Origin of the sequence: Colwellia sp. BRX10-1 (assembly GCF_014077545.1) — a bacterium.
In the GTDB taxonomy this organism is placed as follows: domain Bacteria; phylum Pseudomonadota; class Gammaproteobacteria; order Enterobacterales; family Alteromonadaceae; genus Colwellia_A.
This window is the reverse complement of the sequence record NZ_JACGWC010000019.1, coordinates 1-17,833: the sequence shown is the minus strand read 5'-3', so window position 1 is coordinate 17,833 and position 17,833 is coordinate 1. Positions and strand designations below refer to the sequence as shown.

13 protein-coding genes and 1 rRNA gene are annotated in these 17,833 nt (G+C 37.1%); 4 read left to right on the top strand and 10 right to left on the bottom strand.

Annotation, left to right across the window (positions count from 1 at the left end; translation table 11 throughout):
* Positions 1-202: 202 nt before the first annotated feature.
* Positions 203-2,017: a translational GTPase TypA gene (typA, locus tag H4J75_RS14330; protein ID WP_070375026.1), complete on the bottom strand. Its 1,815-nt coding sequence runs from the start codon at positions 2,015-2,017 to the stop codon at positions 203-205.
* A 342-nt stretch (positions 2,018-2,359) separates the two neighbouring features.
* Here typA and glnA point away from each other — a divergent pair, with 342 nt between their 5' ends.
* From glnA to glnG, 4 genes are all read left to right on the top strand, one after another.
* Positions 2,360-3,766, top strand: coding sequence for a glutamate--ammonia ligase (gene glnA / locus H4J75_RS14325; RefSeq protein WP_070375027.1), 1,407 nt, complete (start codon positions 2,360-2,362; stop codon positions 3,764-3,766).
* Positions 3,767-3,878: 112 nt separating this feature from the next.
* Positions 3,879-4,400, top strand: a complete 522-nt coding sequence (locus tag H4J75_RS14320) for a DUF4124 domain-containing protein (protein ID WP_182214785.1) — start codon at positions 3,879-3,881, stop codon at positions 4,398-4,400.
* A 76-nt stretch (positions 4,401-4,476) separates the two neighbouring features.
* Positions 4,477-5,571 (top strand): nitrogen regulation protein NR(II), encoded by a 1,095-nt coding sequence (gene glnL, locus H4J75_RS14315; protein ID WP_182222509.1) that lies wholly within the window; start codon positions 4,477-4,479, stop codon positions 5,569-5,571.
* Positions 5,561-6,967 carry a nitrogen regulation protein NR(I) gene (gene glnG, locus H4J75_RS14310; RefSeq protein ID WP_182222508.1) on the top strand — a complete coding sequence of 469 codons (1,407 nt, stop codon included), beginning with the start codon at positions 5,561-5,563 and terminating at the stop codon, positions 6,965-6,967. The genes glnL and glnG overlap by 11 nt, the downstream gene beginning before the upstream one ends.
* Before the next feature lie 22 nt (positions 6,968-6,989).
* On the opposite strand, the gene H4J75_RS14305 is transcribed toward glnG, so the two are convergent.
* From H4J75_RS14305 to rrf, 9 genes are all read right to left on the bottom strand, one after another.
* Entirely contained in the window at positions 6,990-7,373 is a 384-nt protein-coding gene (locus H4J75_RS14305) for a MerC domain-containing protein (RefSeq protein ID WP_182222507.1), read from the bottom strand.
* Positions 7,374-7,452: 79 nt separating this feature from the next.
* Positions 7,453-8,412, bottom strand: a complete 960-nt coding sequence (gene epmA, locus H4J75_RS14300; RefSeq protein WP_182222506.1) for an elongation factor P--(R)-beta-lysine ligase — start codon at positions 8,410-8,412, stop codon at positions 7,453-7,455.
* A gap of 257 nt (positions 8,413-8,669) precedes the next feature.
* Positions 8,670-9,371, bottom strand: a complete 702-nt coding sequence (locus H4J75_RS14295; RefSeq protein WP_182214793.1) for an ABC transporter ATP-binding protein — start codon at positions 9,369-9,371, stop codon at positions 8,670-8,672.
* Between the two features lie 273 nt (positions 9,372-9,644).
* Entirely contained in the window at positions 9,645-12,098 is a 2,454-nt protein-coding gene (locus H4J75_RS14290; RefSeq protein WP_182222505.1) for an ABC transporter permease, read from the bottom strand.
* A complete protein-coding gene (locus H4J75_RS14285; protein ID WP_182214797.1) occupies positions 12,095-12,799 on the bottom strand; it encodes an ABC transporter ATP-binding protein in 705 nt (234 codons plus the stop codon). The genes H4J75_RS14290 and H4J75_RS14285 overlap by 4 nt, the downstream gene beginning before the upstream one ends.
* A gap of 69 nt (positions 12,800-12,868) precedes the next feature.
* The gene (locus H4J75_RS14280; RefSeq protein WP_182222504.1) at positions 12,869-14,122 is read right to left on the bottom strand and encodes an HlyD family secretion protein; all 1,254 of its coding nucleotides are present in this window, start codon (positions 14,120-14,122) and stop codon (positions 12,869-12,871) included.
* A gap of 250 nt (positions 14,123-14,372) precedes the next feature.
* Complete coding sequence (locus H4J75_RS14275; RefSeq protein WP_182222503.1) at positions 14,373-15,698, bottom strand: PAS domain-containing sensor histidine kinase; 1,326 nt, start codon at positions 15,696-15,698, stop codon at positions 14,373-14,375.
* Between the two features lie 56 nt (positions 15,699-15,754).
* Positions 15,755-17,107, bottom strand: a complete 1,353-nt coding sequence (locus tag H4J75_RS14270) for a sigma-54 dependent transcriptional regulator (protein ID WP_182222502.1) — start codon at positions 17,105-17,107, stop codon at positions 15,755-15,757.
* Positions 17,108-17,728: 621 nt separating this feature from the next.
* Positions 17,729-17,833: ribosomal RNA gene (gene rrf, locus H4J75_RS14265) — 5S ribosomal RNA — on the bottom strand; the annotation flags it as partial.

The window sequence follows — 17,833 nt, the reverse complement described above, 5'->3', positions numbered from 1 at the left end:
AGACATAACTGACTCACTTAATTAATTTTCATTAAAAAACAATAGATTAAAATACAGCCATCCACTTTATTAACCGTGTATTGTGTTACTTCCTATATATTTTTCAGACATGTCTTACGCAATATTACGTTTAGGCTTACTCAAATTTACTGACAAAAAAACCAGCCGAAGCTGGTTTTTATCAATCGTCTAAATAAGAGGCTTATTTAGGACGAGTATCACGCTTACGTTCATTTTCTTTTAAAAGCTTTTTACGAATACGAATGCTCAGTGGTGTAACTTCAACTAGCTCATCGTTATCAATAAACTCAAGCGCTTGTTCAAGCGACATAACGATAGGCGGTGTTAACGTTTGTGCTTCATCAGTACCTGATGAACGAACGTTAGTTAACTGCTTACCTTTAAGAGCGTTTACTGTTAAATCGTTGTCACGGCTATGAATACCAATAACTTGACCTTCATAAATATCAACACCGTGTCCGATCAACATACGACCACGTGATTGTAAGTTAAATATTGCATTCGTTAATGCTTTACCTGTTGCATTACCGATCATTACACCATTTTTACGCTGGCCAATATCGCCACCTTTATGAGGTCCGTATTCAAAAAATGTATGATAAATTAAGCCAGAACCTGACGTTAATGTCATGAATTCAGTTTGGAAACCGATCAAACCACGACTTGGCATGATGAAGTCCATACGAATACGACCCGTTCCATCAGGTGCCATATCTGTTAATTCAGCTTTACGAACACCCATTCTTTCCATGATAGGTCCTTGATGCTGCTCTTCAACATCAATAGTCACGTTTTCATAAGGTTCTTGTATTTGACCATCAATTTCACGAATAATAACTTCAGGACGTGATACCGCTAACTCAAAACCTTCGCGACGCATGTTTTCGATTAAAATGCCTAAGTGAAGCTCACCACGACCTGATACTTTAAATTTATCAGCATCAGGAAGTTGCTCAACACGTAAAGCAACGTTGTGAATTAATTCTTTGTCTAAACGGTCTTTGATGTTACGTGAAGTAACATACTTACCTTCTTTACCACAAAATGGTGAAGTGTTTACTTGGAAAGTCATATTGATAGTAGGTTCATCAACAGATAATGCTGGTAAGCCTTCAACTTCTGTAGGACAACAAACCGTATCTGATATTTTTAACTCGCCTAAACCAGTAATAGCAATAATATCGCCAGCAAAACCTTCTTCGATATCAAGTCTTTCTAGACCTAAGTAACCAAATACTTTACCAACTTTAGCGTTATGGATCTTGCCAGTTGCTAATTTAATCGTTACTTGTTGGTTTGGTTTAACAGAACCACGAGTAATACGGCCAACGCCAATTACACCTAAGTAAGAGCTGTAATCAAGTTGAGATATTTGCATTTGGAATGGACCATCTGGATCCGCTGTTGGTGCAGGCACTTCTTTAAGAATAGTATCAAATAAAGGAGTCATGTCTGTGCCGGTTACGCCTTCTTCAAGCGAAGCCCAACCATTGATTGCTGAAGCGTAAACAACTTTAAAATCAAGCTGTTCATCTGTAGCGCCAAGGTTGTCAAACAATTCAAAAACTTGGTCCATAACCCAATCAGGACGAGAACCAGGCTTATCAACTTTATTAATAACAAGGATTGGCTTTAAACCTTGAGCAAACGCTTTTTTCGTTACGAAACGCGTTTGTGGCATAGGGCCTTCTTGTGCATCAACAATAAGTAAAACCGAATCTACCATTGACATAACACGCTCAACTTCACCACCGAAATCAGCATGGCCAGGAGTATCTACGATGTTTACACGGTAACCGTTCCAGTTAATAGCCGTATTTTTAGCTAAGATTGTGATACCACGTTCTTTTTCGATATCATTCGAATCCATCGTACGCTCTTCAAGACCGCCACGGGCATCAAGGGTACCTGATTGTTCTAATAATTTATCAACCAAAGTTGTTTTACCATGATCAACGTGGGCTATGATGGCAACATTACGTAATTTATCTAACACGGGTTTTACTCACTTCTTGCAAGACTTTTTCATCAAAAGAATATAGGGCTATAATTGGGCGCGAATTATACAGCAACGAAGTCAACAAAGACAGCAACAAATATTTCAGCTCATATTAAATTCTCCATACACGAATCGTAATGCCCTGTTATACTCTTAAGCACCAACAATCAGCAGGCGCACCAATTTAGCGCAGCTCACGCACAGTAGTGGTGCAAGTAGGCTTTAGTAAATAAGTTAACACCTTATATATAAAGGCTTTATCTATTGGCATGAATTTCGCTTTATGCCCATCATGCGAAATGCAAACGTATTTTATTTTAATGACACTGGAGACTTTACATGTCACAAGCCGTATTAGATTTAATCAAAGACAACGATGTTAAATTTGTAGACCTACGTTTTACTGATTCAAAAGGTAAAGAGCAACACGTTTCAATTCCTTATCACCAAGTAAATGAAGACTTTTTTGAAGACGGTAAAATGTTCGATGGTTCTTCTATTGAAGGTTGGAAAGGTATTAATGAATCTGACATGGTAATGATGCCTGATGCTGATTCAGCGGTATTAGATCCTTTTACAGATGCAGTAACATTAAATATTCGTTGTGATATTTTAGAACCAAGTACAATGCAAGGTTACAGCCGTGATCCTCGTTCAGTTGCTAAACGCGCTGAAGAGTACTTACGTAGCACAGGTATCGCTGATACTGTATTAATTGGTCCTGAGCCAGAATTCTTCTTATTTGATGATGTACGCTTTAGTACTGATATGAGTGGTTCTTTCTATAAAATTGATGATAAAGAAGCCGCTTGGAATTCAGGTACTGAATACGAAGAAGGCAATATGGGTCACCGTCCAGGCGTTAAAGGCGGTTACTTCCCAACATCTCCTGTAGATTCATCACAAGATATTCGCTCAGCCATGTGTTTAGTTATGGAAGAAATGGGCTTAGTTGTTGAAGCGCATCACCATGAAGTAGCAACGGCTGGTCAAAACGAAATTGCATGTCGCTTCAATACCTTAGTTAAAAAAGCTGATGAAGTTCAAATATACAAGTATGTTGTTCATAACGTTGCTCACGCTTACGGTAAAACAGCGACTTTTATGCCTAAGCCATTAGTTGGCGACAACGGCTCTGGTATGCATGTTCATCAATCACTTGCTAAAGACGGTGTTAACTTATTCGCTGGTGATAAATACGGCGGCTTATCTGAAATGGCGCTTTATTATATTGGCGGTATTATTAAGCATGCTAAAGCATTGAATGCTTTTACTAACCCAGCTACTAACTCTTACAAACGTTTAGTTCCACATTTTGAAGCGCCGGTAATGCTTGCATATTCTGCACGTAACCGCTCTGCATCAATTCGTATACCGATTGTTCCATCACCAAAAGCAATGCGTATTGAAGCTCGCTTCCCTGATCCAGCAGCAAACCCATATTTAGCTTTTACTGCTTTATTAATGGCTGGTCTTGATGGTATTAAAAACAAAATTCATCCTGGTGATGCGATGGATAAAGATTTATACGATTTACCAGCAGAAGAAGCTGCAGCTATTCCACAAGTAGCAACATCACTTGAAGATGCTTTACAAAGCTTAGAAGCTGATTATGAGTTCTTAATCGCTGGTGGTGTTATGGATAAAGATATGATTGATGCATACATTGCTATTAAACGTGCTGAATCACAACGCGTAAACATGACAACTCATCCATTAGAGTTTGAATTATATTACAGCGTATAATCTCGACTATATGATTAAATGAAAAAAAAGCTCACTTCGGTGAGCTTTTTTGTGGCAAATAGACGATTAATTATATAAGTTTAAGGTAAGTATCTTAAGTTGAGCTAAATTTTTGCGTTATTCTTTATTGTTATTAACTTTAATTATCACATTACTTAGTTGTAATACCTTTGCGACGGCAACCAAAATTTATGTTTGGAGAAGTGATGATGGTATCTTAGTTTTTTCTGACAGCCCTCAAACTGGTGCGGAAGAAGTTGAAATAAGAGAACCCAATACTGCCTCTTCTGTTGATACCTCAATGCTAGATTTAACACCAAAAATTATCAAAGATGATTACCAAGTTGAAATCAACCAACCTAAACAAAATGCCACGGTTAGAGACAACACTGGCTCTGTTTACATAGCAGGTAGTATCAAACCTATCTTTAAACAAGGCTTAGCTATTCAACTTTTTTTAGATGGTAAACCCCATCAACCTCCGCAATCTCACTCGATGTTTGTGCTACGAAATATAGATCGCGGCGAACATATCATAAAAATGCAATTACTTAATGAAAAAGGCAAGATAATTGCATCGTCAAAACCTATAACCTTTTATATGCATAGAGCATCGGTTAATAACGCAAATTAAGTAGCATTTGCTGCAACTTGCACCAAATGTAACTACATTACTATTTTGTCGCACTACATCAGTGCAAAAGGTTTTTATGTCTAGCAACAGCAGTAGAGATCAACAATTAAAGTTTAGCTACCAACAAAAGCTGCCAAATCAGATGGTTACAGCACTTGTAGTGCTAGATAATAAATTAACGATTAAATATGTTAACCCTGCAGCAGAAGCGCTATTAGTTAAGAGTTTTAACAAGCTGTGCAACTTACCAATAACAACAGTCTTCTACAATTCTCCGATTAAAAAGGAACGTTTAGAACAGCTGCTGACTTCAGGCCAAGAATTTAGTGACAGTGATGTCACCATTGAATTTTTTGATCACAGCCGTATTACCGTGGAAATAACAGCCTCGTCTGTTGAGTTCAGCAAACAGCCACATATTATCTTAGAATTCAAACAGATTGATCAGCAAAAACAAATGAGTATCGAAGCATTTCAGCACCAGCAATGGGAGTCGTCTCGAGATTTGATACGCGGGCTTGCTCATGAAATTAAGAATCCATTGGGCGGTCTTCGTGGCGCTGCACAATTATTAAGTAAAGAATTGACGCAAGAGCAACAAGAATATACTGAAATGATTATTGAACAAGCCGACCGTTTAACTAATTTGGTTGATAAGCTTTTAGGCCCTAATCAATTACCTCAGATGGCAGAACAAAATATTCATATTGTCTTAGAAAAAGTTTTTAAGCTGATTAATTTTAACAACCCTAAAAATATTAAATTTATTAGAGACTATGACCCCTCTATTCCTGAAATAAGTTTTGATCAAGATAAGCTTCAACAAGCTGTTTTGAATATTGTTAACAACGCCGTTCAAATTATTGATGAGGGTTGTAGCATAACCCTAAAAACAAGAGCCGCTAGTAATAAAACCATTAATGGTAGACGGGTAAAACTCTGTGTTCAAATCAGTGTTATTGATAATGGCCCTGGTATTCCAAAAAAGATTCAAGACACTCTATTTTACCCTATGGTATCTGCACGCGATAACGGTACAGGTTTAGGCTTGTCTATTTCACAAACCTTAGTGCAACAGCACAAGGGTAAATTATCTTGCTATAGCCGACCAGGTCATACTGAGTTTTTAATTTTACTGCCTTTACAAGAAGAGAATAATAATGAATGTTGAGCAAGTTTGGATTGTAGATGATGACAGCTCTATTCGCTGGGTGTTGGAAAAAGCCTTATCAGGAGCAAATATATCTGTAGCCTCTTTTGAGAAACCAGAAGACTTACTCATCGCGCTAGAGCATCAACAACCAGAAATAATAATTTCTGATATAAAGATGCCAAATATTGATGGTATGACTTTACTTAGCCGTGTTAGTGAGAATTTTCCTAACCTACCGGTGATCATAATGACTGCACATTCTGATCTCGATAGTGCTGTAAATGCCTATCAAGGTGGGGCATTTGAATACTTACCTAAACCTTTTGATACTGACGAAGCTATCTCTCTAACAAAACGGGCGCTAACACATGCTCGAGAACAAAGTGCTAAACGTAAGCATTCTATAGTAGCACCTGATCCTGTTGGAATAATTGGCGCGGCTCCAGCTATGCAAGAAGTTTTCAGGGCAATTGGACGACTATCACGTTCGAGTATCAGTGTACTCATTAATGGCGAGTCTGGTACAGGTAAAGAGCTTGTTGCACATGCACTTCACACGCATAGTCCACGATCGAATGATCCCTTTATTCCTTTAAATATGGCTGCAATACCAAAAGATTTAATTGAATCAGAGTTATTTGGCCATGAGAAAGGTGCGTTTACTGGCGCGAATGCCGTAAGACAGGGTCGCTTTGAACAAGCGCATAAAGGAACCTTGTTTCTTGATGAAATTGGCGATATGCCTTTAGATATTCAAACACGTTTGTTACGTGTGCTCGCCGATGGACAATTTTATCGCGTCGGTGGTCATTCACCGATTAAAGTTGACGTAAGGATCATTGCGGCTACACATCAGAACCTAGAAGTTCAAGTCAGTAATGGTGATTTTCGTGAAGATCTATTTCACCGTTTAAATGTCATTAGAATACAGTTACCCAGTTTACGTGAACGCAAGGAAGATATTGAACAGCTCATTAATCATTTTTTACATTTAGCTGCAAAAGAATTAGAGGTTGAACAAAAAACCCTACATAAAGCCACTCTTAGTTATTTACAGCAATGTGCGTGGCCAGGAAATGTTCGTCAGCTTGAAAATATTTGTCGTTACTTAACGGTAATGGCAAGTGGTAAAGAAATTATATTAGATGATTTACCAAGCGAACTTTCTGATAACACATCATTAACAAAACCTACTGCAGAAGCTTCATCATGGCCAGTTGCGCTGCAAGAGTGGGTTGATGAGCAATTGGCCAAAGGTAATAACAATATTATTGATACCGCTTTGCCTGAATTTGAGAAAATACTATTAGAACGTGCGCTTCATTATACACAAGGAAGAAAGCAAGAGGCCGCTAAAAAATTAGGTTGGGGAAGGAATACCCTAACAAGAAAGTTAAAAGAGCTTAATATGTAATCACGTATGTGAAGGTAGTTGCTTAGCTACTTTCACATGTATCACTGATACACTGTTTACAACTGTTACATAATTTCAAGTTAATGACGTGGGCAGCTACAATCAAACTTGCGCCAATCAAAATAAAGAATGGCTGAATATCTTCTGAAAAATCATGCTTTATCCAGTAAATACCAACGCCTAAAAAAAGTAAGTAGAAAGGGTAATATTTTCTATGGTATTTTTTAAAACCGGAAAATAAGGCTAAAGTACCTAGTGCAGCAGTCATTAATAAAAATACATGTTCCCATGCATGGTCAGCTAAAAAGCTTAATCCTAGTAAAGGCAGTGCCGGTAACAATACCGGTAATAAGATACAATGAAGCGCACAAAGTGATGTTGCGGTTATTCCAATACGATCAAGCACTTTATACTCCCCTTACAATTAGATAATAATTACTGTTAAAAGTGGATAATATCACAATTGATATAGTATCACAAAACTTTTAAGCGCGTTCTATTGGAAAAGAAATTACATCCTCAATAGCACTTTTTTCTAGCGCGATCATCATTAAGCGGTCGATACCTAAAGCTACTCCTGCACATTGTGGTAGGCCTGATTGTAGGGCTTTAATAAAGTTCTCATCTATATTTTTAGTAACAAGTCCTAGTTGTTGACGTTTACTGTTATCTTGTTCAAATCTCGTTATTTGAATATCAGCATCTGTTAATTCATTAAAGCCATTTGCCAACTCAACGCCCTTAAAATAGCATTCAAATCTTTGGGCAACACGGTTATCTTCTGCACACTCTTTAGCTAATGAAGCTTGCGCAATTGGAAAATTATAGACAAAGCATGGTCGAGATAAGCCAATATTCTTTTCTATAATTTCTGAAAAGATAAACTGTAGTAATAAGTCACAATCATCTGATTCATACAACCAATCTGCGGCTTTACCGTGTAACTCGATAACCTCATATAATTGATTAAAAGTTGCTGTTAAGGGATCTATACTGACGAATTTAATGAATAAATTTTGATAGGATATTTTTTCAGATTTTGGCGTTTTTACGACTGTAGATAATAGTTCATCAACTTCAGCCATTAAGTCGTGTTGATCAAAACCTATACGGTACCATTCTAATAGGGTGAACTCGGGATTGTGATAACGGCCTGAATCTTCATGACGAAATGCTTTACAGATTTGGAAGATACAGCCATAACCTGAAGCAAGTAGTCGTTTCATATGAAACTCAGGTGAAGTTTGTAAATATAGCTGTTGAGATTGATTTATATCGCTGTTATCTAAATAGTTGTATTGGGTGCTAAAGGCATCAAGGTAAGGGTCTGTTACTGTTCCCATAGAGAGTGATGGTGTTTCAACTTCGATAACATTTTTATTTTTAAAAAAACCTCTGATCTCATTAATAACATGTCCTCTAGACTTAGCTACTTCCCACTTCATTTACGTACACTACTTAGAATAAAAAATTATAATTCTATAGAGTATATACGAAAAGCTAATCATCTGAGAAGTAGACAGATAACTATAAGAAAGATCTAAAGCGCTATATTGAAAAAGAGGGGAATAACTTTTCAACGCTATCGTATAATTGTTAGCGATGTACGTTCACTGAGTAAGTTACTTGGTGAGTCTCAATGCTTAAAAAATTCACAAATAGCCTATAAAATGGTCGTATATTCTGATTGTACTTAAAATATTCACTGGTGGTTTAAGCGAGTTTGACCTAATACCTGACCGTCAAGCAGATAGATCTTACGTTTTGCCATTTCAGCATAATCTATGTCATGAGTAACAACACAAAGTGTAGTCCCTTGATTATTTAAAGCCTCTAGTATTGCCATAACGTGGTCACTGCTTTTAGAATCCAGATTCCCCGTCGGCTCGTCCACTAATAAAATAGCAGGGTCAGCGACTAGAGCGCGAGCAATAGCAACACACTGCTGTTGGCCGCCAGAAAGTTGGGTGGGCCTACGCCTGGCCAGTGGGGCTATACCAACTACATCCAAGCAGTAATCAACTTTTTTATTTATATCTTCTTCACTAATAGGTTGCTTTGCATAACGTAATGGCAGGGCTATATTGTCGTATACGCTTAATTCATCTATCAGGTTAAATTGCTGGAAGATAAAGCCAATTTTCTTATTCCTGATTGCAGCAGTTTGTTCTAAAGTGAGGTTGCTGACATCAACACCTTCGAAAAAAAGCTTACCTGTAGTAGCAAAATCTAGCAGCCCCATAATAGATAGTAAAGTCGATTTCCCACAACCTGAAGGGCCAGAAATTGAAATATACTCACCTTGTTGGATTTCAAGGTCTATGCCTTGCAGTGCATGGGTTAGCATGTCATCGTTGCTAAACACCTTGTCTAATTTTTGCACTTTAATTATGGGTATTGTCATTGAAACGCTTAGTCTCCCTGTAATTTCGAAATAAAGAGATAGTCATAGGTGTCTATAAATCATAGTTTAAGCTAAAAATGTGCTTTTGTATTTACCAGCTTATTCTATAATTTAAGGTAAACGAATTAAGTTTACCTAAACGACTAACAATAAAAAAGGTGGGCCATGCCCACCTTTATTTTATAAAATCGCGTCACGTCCACGTGTATTATTAATTCATAGAGTTACGCTAAAATTTTAATTTTAAACATGACATTATTCGAAGTCATGAACTTAATCACTACCACGCAAACTAAATATTGCTGGCTTGTTAATGTATTGCCTTAAAGGCCAGTAACAGGCGAATAAAGTAACCATTATAATCAAGACTAAACTAGCCACTACCATAGGTAATGCTTGCCAAGTAATAAATGGTTGAATGTATTCACTCATTCCAATGTAAGCGATAGCAAACAATACGACACTACCGACAAAACCAATCAATACAGCTTTCGTATTATCGTTAATTATCATTGAAAGCAAGTGTTTACGTGTTGCACCTATGGCCATGCGAGCGCCAAGTTCAAAGCGTCTAAGTTGAGTGCCATAGCTCAAAATTCCATATAAACCTATGCCTGCCAGTAAAAATACCAAACTCGCTAAAACTGCAGTAGTAACGGCTGTAGTAATTTCAGCAAACAATCTTTGAGTTAGAATGTCATCAGCAGATTTATAACTAAAAACAGAATATCTAGAATCAACCGAGGACAATAATTTACCGAGTTGTTCACGACTAACAGTCTGACCAGGTTTAACCTTAAGCATAAAGCTTTGGTTGCCTAGGTTATTGGGTATATAAGCTCTTGGAACTCCTATATCAGCATTGTCGCTTCCTATAGGTGTATCGTTAGGAATAGAAATGTCTTTTACAATACCCACGATTTTAAATGGCTCAGGGCGACCTGTCGATATTTGCAAACCAATGACATCACTATCAGCTTTCAACTGCTTAGCAAAGGCTTGGTTAACAATCATAATATTATTACCATCTTTACGGTCTATTTCAGTAAAGTTGTCACCCTGTAATATCTGCTGCTCAATCATATTAAAATAAGTATGATCAATCCCATTGAAATAAGGAGTATACCTTTCATTATTACTAACATTGGTTAGTGCTCTAACATTAAAGCCATCAAGTGGTGATCGTGTCTGACTAATCGATTCTACTTGAGGAAGTGCTTCAAGTTTATCCATTATTTCAGCCATGATTGGAATCGCTTCTTCCTCAGTTGGAAATTCTGTCGATGAAAAGTTTAAAATTAAAGTAGAAATGTTATTTGTTGTAAAACCAATGGGTGCATTAATGGTTTTAACCGCATCTTTAAGTAAGCTAATATTAGCAAATACTAACACTGTTGCTAATGCTACCTGACTGGCAATTAACACCTGACGAATTTTTTTAGATACCTGTAAACCACTGCCCTTACCACTGCTTTGCAATGTGGTATTTAGTGCGCGGTAATTGATCATACTGGTACTTAATTTTGCGAAAAACAATGCAAATACAACGGTAATTAACACTGCACTACCAAAGGTTACCGGGTTAATAGATAACTCGCTAACCCTAGGTAATATAGCACCCAAATATTGTTGCATTACACTAAATCCGACTTTAGCAAGCACCAAGGCAATGATTATAGACATAAACATCAACAAACTTGTTTCAGCAAGCATGCCTTTAAATAAATGTTTTTTAGTCGCCCCAATCGCCGCTTGAATAGCCATTTGTCGTTGCTTTTCGGCCGTACGTGCCATAAACAGATTTGTGATGTTAAGACAAGCGATCAAAACTAAACCAATCACACCCGCTAACAGCTTTATCGCAATAGATTCACTGTCACCGAGAATAATTTCTTTAACTGGGGTTACAATCATAACAATTGACCAACCCTTGAAAAAACCTATCTCAGCAACACCTTCTTGCCAACGATCACTTACTAAGGGAGTTAACAGTTGTTCTGCTTGGCTTTTACTCACATCATTTTTTAATTGACCAATAAACTTAAGACCACCGTTTATATTGCCAAAGCTTTGTCTCTGACCATTACCTGTCTGATTATAGTCCCATGGCATCCAAACTTGTGTTTCTCGTCCAATTCCGTTCAGTTCAGGTTCAACAAAATTTTCAGATAAAACGCCAACAATTCGGTAACTGATACCACTAAGGTTAATTTTTTGATTAAGAATATCAGCACTACTTTTATACTCTTTCTTCCAAGTATTATAGCTAAGCATTGCAACAGGATTATTAGTATCCATTGCTTCACTTGCTTCAAACATTCGACCCATTGCCATTGGAGATGCTAAGATCTGGTGCAATTCAGGTGTTACATATGCTGTATTAACAAGCGGTTGACTGCTGTGAGAAATAATAACATCTTGCCCATAAATCATGATGGCAGCTTGTTCAAATGCTTCTTTACTCTTGTATAAGTGCACTAATCCAGGATAGGTATAAGCAACACCTTTGGTTTCTTTTTCAGCGCCAATAAGTTTATGTTGAGCGACAAAAAGTCTGTCTTGCTCTGGGTAAGGTAATGGCTCAACTAATAACAAATAGTTTAATGTTACAGCACATAGCAAAGCGCCTAAAGTAATACCCATGGTCATTAATACGGTTAATACAAAGCCAGGTTTCTTTTTCAGACTGGCCCAAGCTTGTTTATGTCGAAGAATTAATTTCCTCATACTGCCACCTTTAATGCTTCATCTTTGACAATTTGCCCATCAAGCAATCTAAGTTGAATATTAGCCATGTCAGCGTAACGCGCATCATGTGTAACCATACAAATAGTCGTGCCGTTTTTATTGAGTTCAGCTAATACTGCCATTACAGTGTCACCACTTTGTGAATCAAGGTTACCTGTTGGCTCATCAACGAGTAATATTGCAGGATCGGCAACCAATGCACGAGCAATAGCAATACGCTGTTGCTGTCCACCCGACAACTGGTTAGGTTTATGGTCAGCTCTATGGCTCATTTCTACCATTTTTAAACAGGCTTCAACTCTTGCTTTAATAAATTCGTCTGTTGGAAGTTCTTTTTTATATTGTAAGGGTAACGCCACGTTATCAAACACAGAGAGTTCATCAATGAGATTAAATGATTGAAAAACAAAACCTATTTTTTCATTACGAATAGCAGCAGCTTCATCAAGAGTGAGTGAGCTGACGTCGAGCCCTTCTATTGTATAAGAACCTGAACTAGACATATCTAATAAACCCAATAGAGAAAGTAGCGTAGACTTACCACACCCTGACGGGCCTGCAATAGAAACATATTCTCCTGCACGAATAACAATATCAACGTCTTTTAATGCATGGGTTTCAACATCATCAGTTTCAAATACTTTACTAATACTCTTCATTTCAATTTTTATTTCAGACATATTCATTTTCCTTAAATGTGTGGGAATTTTTTAAATTATTTGTAATTAACGTTATTGACTAAATAGCATTTAAAAGCTGTCTATAGTCAGCTCTGAATTTTTCACAAGCGACAAATCAGACACAATAAAAATGTCATTAACTTTGCCTCCTTTAATTATTTGGATGTAACGACCGGCTTCTTTACCGAATTCTACTTTGGTTCTTATTGCTGCGTTATTTGAATCATCAAGTAGGAATAAACTTGAATTTGAATTAGCTAGACCGTTGACCGGACGTTCCATATAGGTAATGTTAGCTAAGGTCTCTGTAATGATAACGGCATCAACACTTAGTTGCGGGCGAGCACTCGCTGGCAGTTGGTCAGGTAACGCTATTTCAACTTCAACGGTATTGTCTACTACGACGGGATCAATGCGTGAAACGGTGCCTACAATTTTGTCTCGACGTGTATCAACAATAGCCTTTTGACCAATAAATATTTGTTGCGCTTTACTTTGAGGCACTCTAACTAAAGCAATAAGATTTTCGACGCTTCCTATAAGAGCAATTTCTTGTCCCGCTGCGAGGCTTTGACCCAACTCAACTGATAGGCGTTGTAATACACCATCAAAACCCGCTTTAACGGTAAGGCGTTCGAGTCGGTTTTGCGCGATATCTAACTGCCCTTGTTGTTGCATTATTTGTTCGTTCTGTATATTTATAGCTTCTTGATTAACTAATTTTAGAGCCGTAGTACGTTGTTTATGGATTTTGATACGCTTATTAAGCTGCGCTTCTTGAACAAAGCTTTCTTTATAATCAAGTACTGAAACTATGCCCGATTTAACCAAACCAGACTGTGCTTCTAGTTTAACTTTCGCTGTTTCGTAACGCGCCTCCAATTCTGCAAAATTGCCACTTTCGTTAAGAATCTCACGTTTTTGATTTAACTTTAGTTGTCGTAAGTTTGCTTTTTGTTGAGATAGCTCTCTAACTGCACTATCTACCTGTTGTTGTAATTCAGGATTAGCCAGTTGAATAATAATACTATCCGCTGTTACTAGAGCGCCAGGTTTAAGAACAATTTCCTGAACTGTGGCACTTGTTAGTGAAGTAATGAGTACCTGTTTATCACTGCGTAATGCACCATATCCTTCGATTTCCACCTGTAAATCACCATGTTTTACTGTGCCAAAAAGCATGTCGTCACGCTTAACCGAAGTACCGCCAGTTTGAGTACTCACATACCAAGTCAGGGCAGCGAGCAAAAAAATCGCAACACCACTGTACACTGGCATTGATTTGAGTTTGCTTTGCTTGGTTTTTACTTTTTTCACATCCATTTAGGAGACACCTTGAATAAATATTTTCTAATAATTAATACTTATAGCGAAATTTGTGCCAACAAATATTAAACATCAATATCAATGAGATACATTTGTTTTAACATTATTTTATTATAAAGTAGACCGCTATCGAACTAAACGAACCGAATATGAACCAGTTATAGTGAAAGGTACAAAAAAAATTACTCTATCAGTAAAATATAAAACAATTGAAAAATTAATAAGAAGTGACGTAAAGATTCAGTGATTAAAATAACTGATAAATATTTGTAGTAGAGTTAGTAGATGTAATTGAAGGCAATGGGAGGGATATTGAAACCGTAACACCGGGCGCATTAGTGTTATTTATAAGTTCAATGGTGCCCTTGTGATGTTCTATAATATTTCGGCAAAAACTCAATCCTATACCCTGACCATTTTGCTTAGTTGAATACAATGGAACAAAAAGGTTATCTAAATTAGCAAATCCGTGACCGTTATCAACGACTTCAATTAAAGATGTGTTTCCTTTTTCCCTAAAGACCAGTTTTATTTTCTCTCCAGGTTCAGAAGCCTCGTCGGCATTTTTAATCACATTTAACAAAACCTGTTCGATAAAAGCAGGATCAGCCCAAAAATTTTCTGCTTTTATTTCAATTTCAAAATCAATATCTTTAAGTAGTCTCTGAATACGTTGAGCGATATTAGTGACCGAAATCATTTGGCAATTTAAATGAAATGGTTTGGTGATAGAAGCATATCTACTGACAAAATCTTCCAAGTGCTGGCATCGTTCGGTGATAACATCTAGGGCTTTTTTTTCTCTTTCACCCTCTGCTTTTAAACTTAATCCTTGAGCTAATGCAGATACTGGCGTTAATGAATTACGAATTTCATGTCCGAGTACTCGAATAAGCTGTTGCCAAGCACTAAGCTGGCTTTGCCTCAATGCGGATTCAATATTAACAAAAACCATTAAATGATGAGTTTTACCTTGATCAATAAACTCGCTGTGGCGTATTTGCCATTTATTGTCACGTGGTTTTTCTTTGAAACGCCAATTATTATCTACATATTCAAGACCTAATAACCCTGGAGAGGAATTTCTAAAAATCTGCCACGGTTGGGGGAATAATTCATTAAAGGCTGTATTGGCATAAGTAAGTTGAGGTCGTTCATCAAAGACCATAATAGGGCTGTCAAGTTGTTCGATAAGTCGATAAACAAGGAAAATATGTTGATCGTAGCGTGACTTGAGTAATTGTAAATGAGAACTCAAATTTTTGAGATCTTGATGAAACTCTATGACCTTACCTTTAGTGAAAGCAGGTTTCGAATACTGACAATAATCATTATTACGAACAGCGTCAAGATGCATACTTGCACGTTTAAAAGCAATAATGGTTCTACTATATATATAAGAGAATAATAAGAAAAAAATTGCAGCAACTCCAGTACTGGTTAAAACAATGTTTAACGCTGTCCAGTCCTGAATTATTCCGATAACCATCCACAAGCTTACTATAATAAAACTCGTAGCAATAAAACAAACTTGTAAGAGCTGCTCTAAGGATTTAAAGATAAATAATTTCATAAGATCGGACTCGTATTTTAAGACGGTATAACATTTTGATTTTAACTTTAATGCTACTACTGAATGTTTATACCGTGTTTTTCTAGTCGGCGGTACATAGATGATTTAGTTAACCCAAGCATTATCGATGCTTTAGGCACATTATTATGATTTTGTTCGAGGGCTTGTTCGATTAAAGTTTTTTCAGCCTGCTCTAGTGTCATCATAGGCAACCTGTTGTTCTGTTTAATCATAGAAAGATGTAGATCTTCTGGTTCCAAGTTATCCCCCTGAGCTAACAAAACCGCACGCTCCATTAAATGACTCATTTCTCGGACATTACCAGGCCAATGATAAGCTTCCAATGCTTTTATTGCTGAAAGTGAGAGGTTTAATTCTTCACGTTTATACTTTTTACCATGTTGAGTCATAAAGTGCTTTGCAAGAGGAGCTATATCTTGAAACCTTTCTTGCAACGACGGCACTCTCAACTCAATAGTATTAAGACGAAAATAGAGATCTTCACGAAAATCTCCATCTCTTATTAATTTGGAGATATCACCATTTGTAGCGCAAATAACTCTACTATCAGCAATCTGTGTTTGGCTAGAACCTAATACTTCATATTCCCCAGATTCCAATACTCTAAGTAATTTAGCTTGTTGCGAGTGGGGGATATTAGCAATCTCATCTAAAAAAAGAGTACCGTGTTTGGCAAGTTCAAAACGACCAATACGATTTTCTTTAGCATCTGTAAATGCGCCTTTTTTGTGTCCGAAGATTTCACTTTCAAATAAAGATTCTGAAATAGCGCCCATATTTACCGAAATAAATGCATCCAAAGCACGATTAGATTGTTGATGAATACGTTTAGCTAAATGACTTTTACCGGTACCGTTGTCACCCGTTAGTAAAATACTGGCATCAGTTGCAGCAACAGAATCTATTTGGTGCAACAATTTCTCCATTGATTCAGACCGCCACGTAAAATCTTGTTCCGTAACAGACTCTAACTGCTGCTTAAGCTTTTGATTCTGAACTTGCAGACCAGACATTTTTAGCTGTTGGCGAATAATTTGGATTAATCGTTGATTATTCCATGGCTTTTCAACAAAGTCACAAGCTCCAAGTCTCATAGCACTTACAGCAAGGTCAACATTAGACCAACCAGTCATGGCTATTACAGGGATAGCAAAATCTGATTTACTTAACCAAGTTAAGAAACGTAAACCTTCCTCGCCAGAGGTAGTATCAAGTGAAAAATTCATGTCCAGTAAAATTAGATCGACACTGTTGTCAGCTAATATTGCTTGGGCATAGTGGTGATTTTCTGCTTCAAGTATCGAAAAACCTTGGTCTTCTAGAATAAAGGCTGCACTTAAACGGATTTCAGGGCTGTCATCGACAACCAGTATTTGAGGCTTAGACATCACTATTTATAATAACTCACTGACAATATGAATTATTATAATAAGTTGCCAATCATTATTGAACAAGACAAATATTGTTACTTTAAGTTAATCGTATCTTACTTGGCTTATAAGAGAAAAATTTATACTTAGCAAATAATACAATTTAAATAAATTTGTCGAAGTCACCTACTAATAAAATTTATAAAGTGCTAATAGTTATGGTTAGCTCCCCAAATTGAGCAGCGAAATTGATGTATAAATATAATACTTATGTCCGTTTCCTCTAGAAATCGTGAGCATAATATTGGTAATAATTGATATGAAAAGTAGCACCGTTTTATGGCAGAAGTCTGTATTAGCAGAGTTTAATTTATCCAAAGGTGACAGCTTTAATAAAGCCGAAATATTGTGCCATAGTTAAATGTAATTGGTTGGCTTAGGTAAATGCAATTAGGCGGCAAGAATGCTAAAGATTGCCCCCTCTAATGAGAAGTGGTGAATGTCAGACTCTGACATGGGCATGTCGAAGATAAGTCACACTACTGTTGGCGCTACTGCTCTACTGTATAAATGCTGTCTTTTTTAAACGTCAGAAAGCAAAAAACCCGTAGCATCAGCTACGGGTTTTTCTAATTGGAAGCCTAGCAATGTCCTACTCTCACATGGGAACTCCCACACTACCATCGGCGCTACTGCGTTTCACTTCTGAGTTCGGAATGGGATCAGGTGGTGCCACAGTGCTAT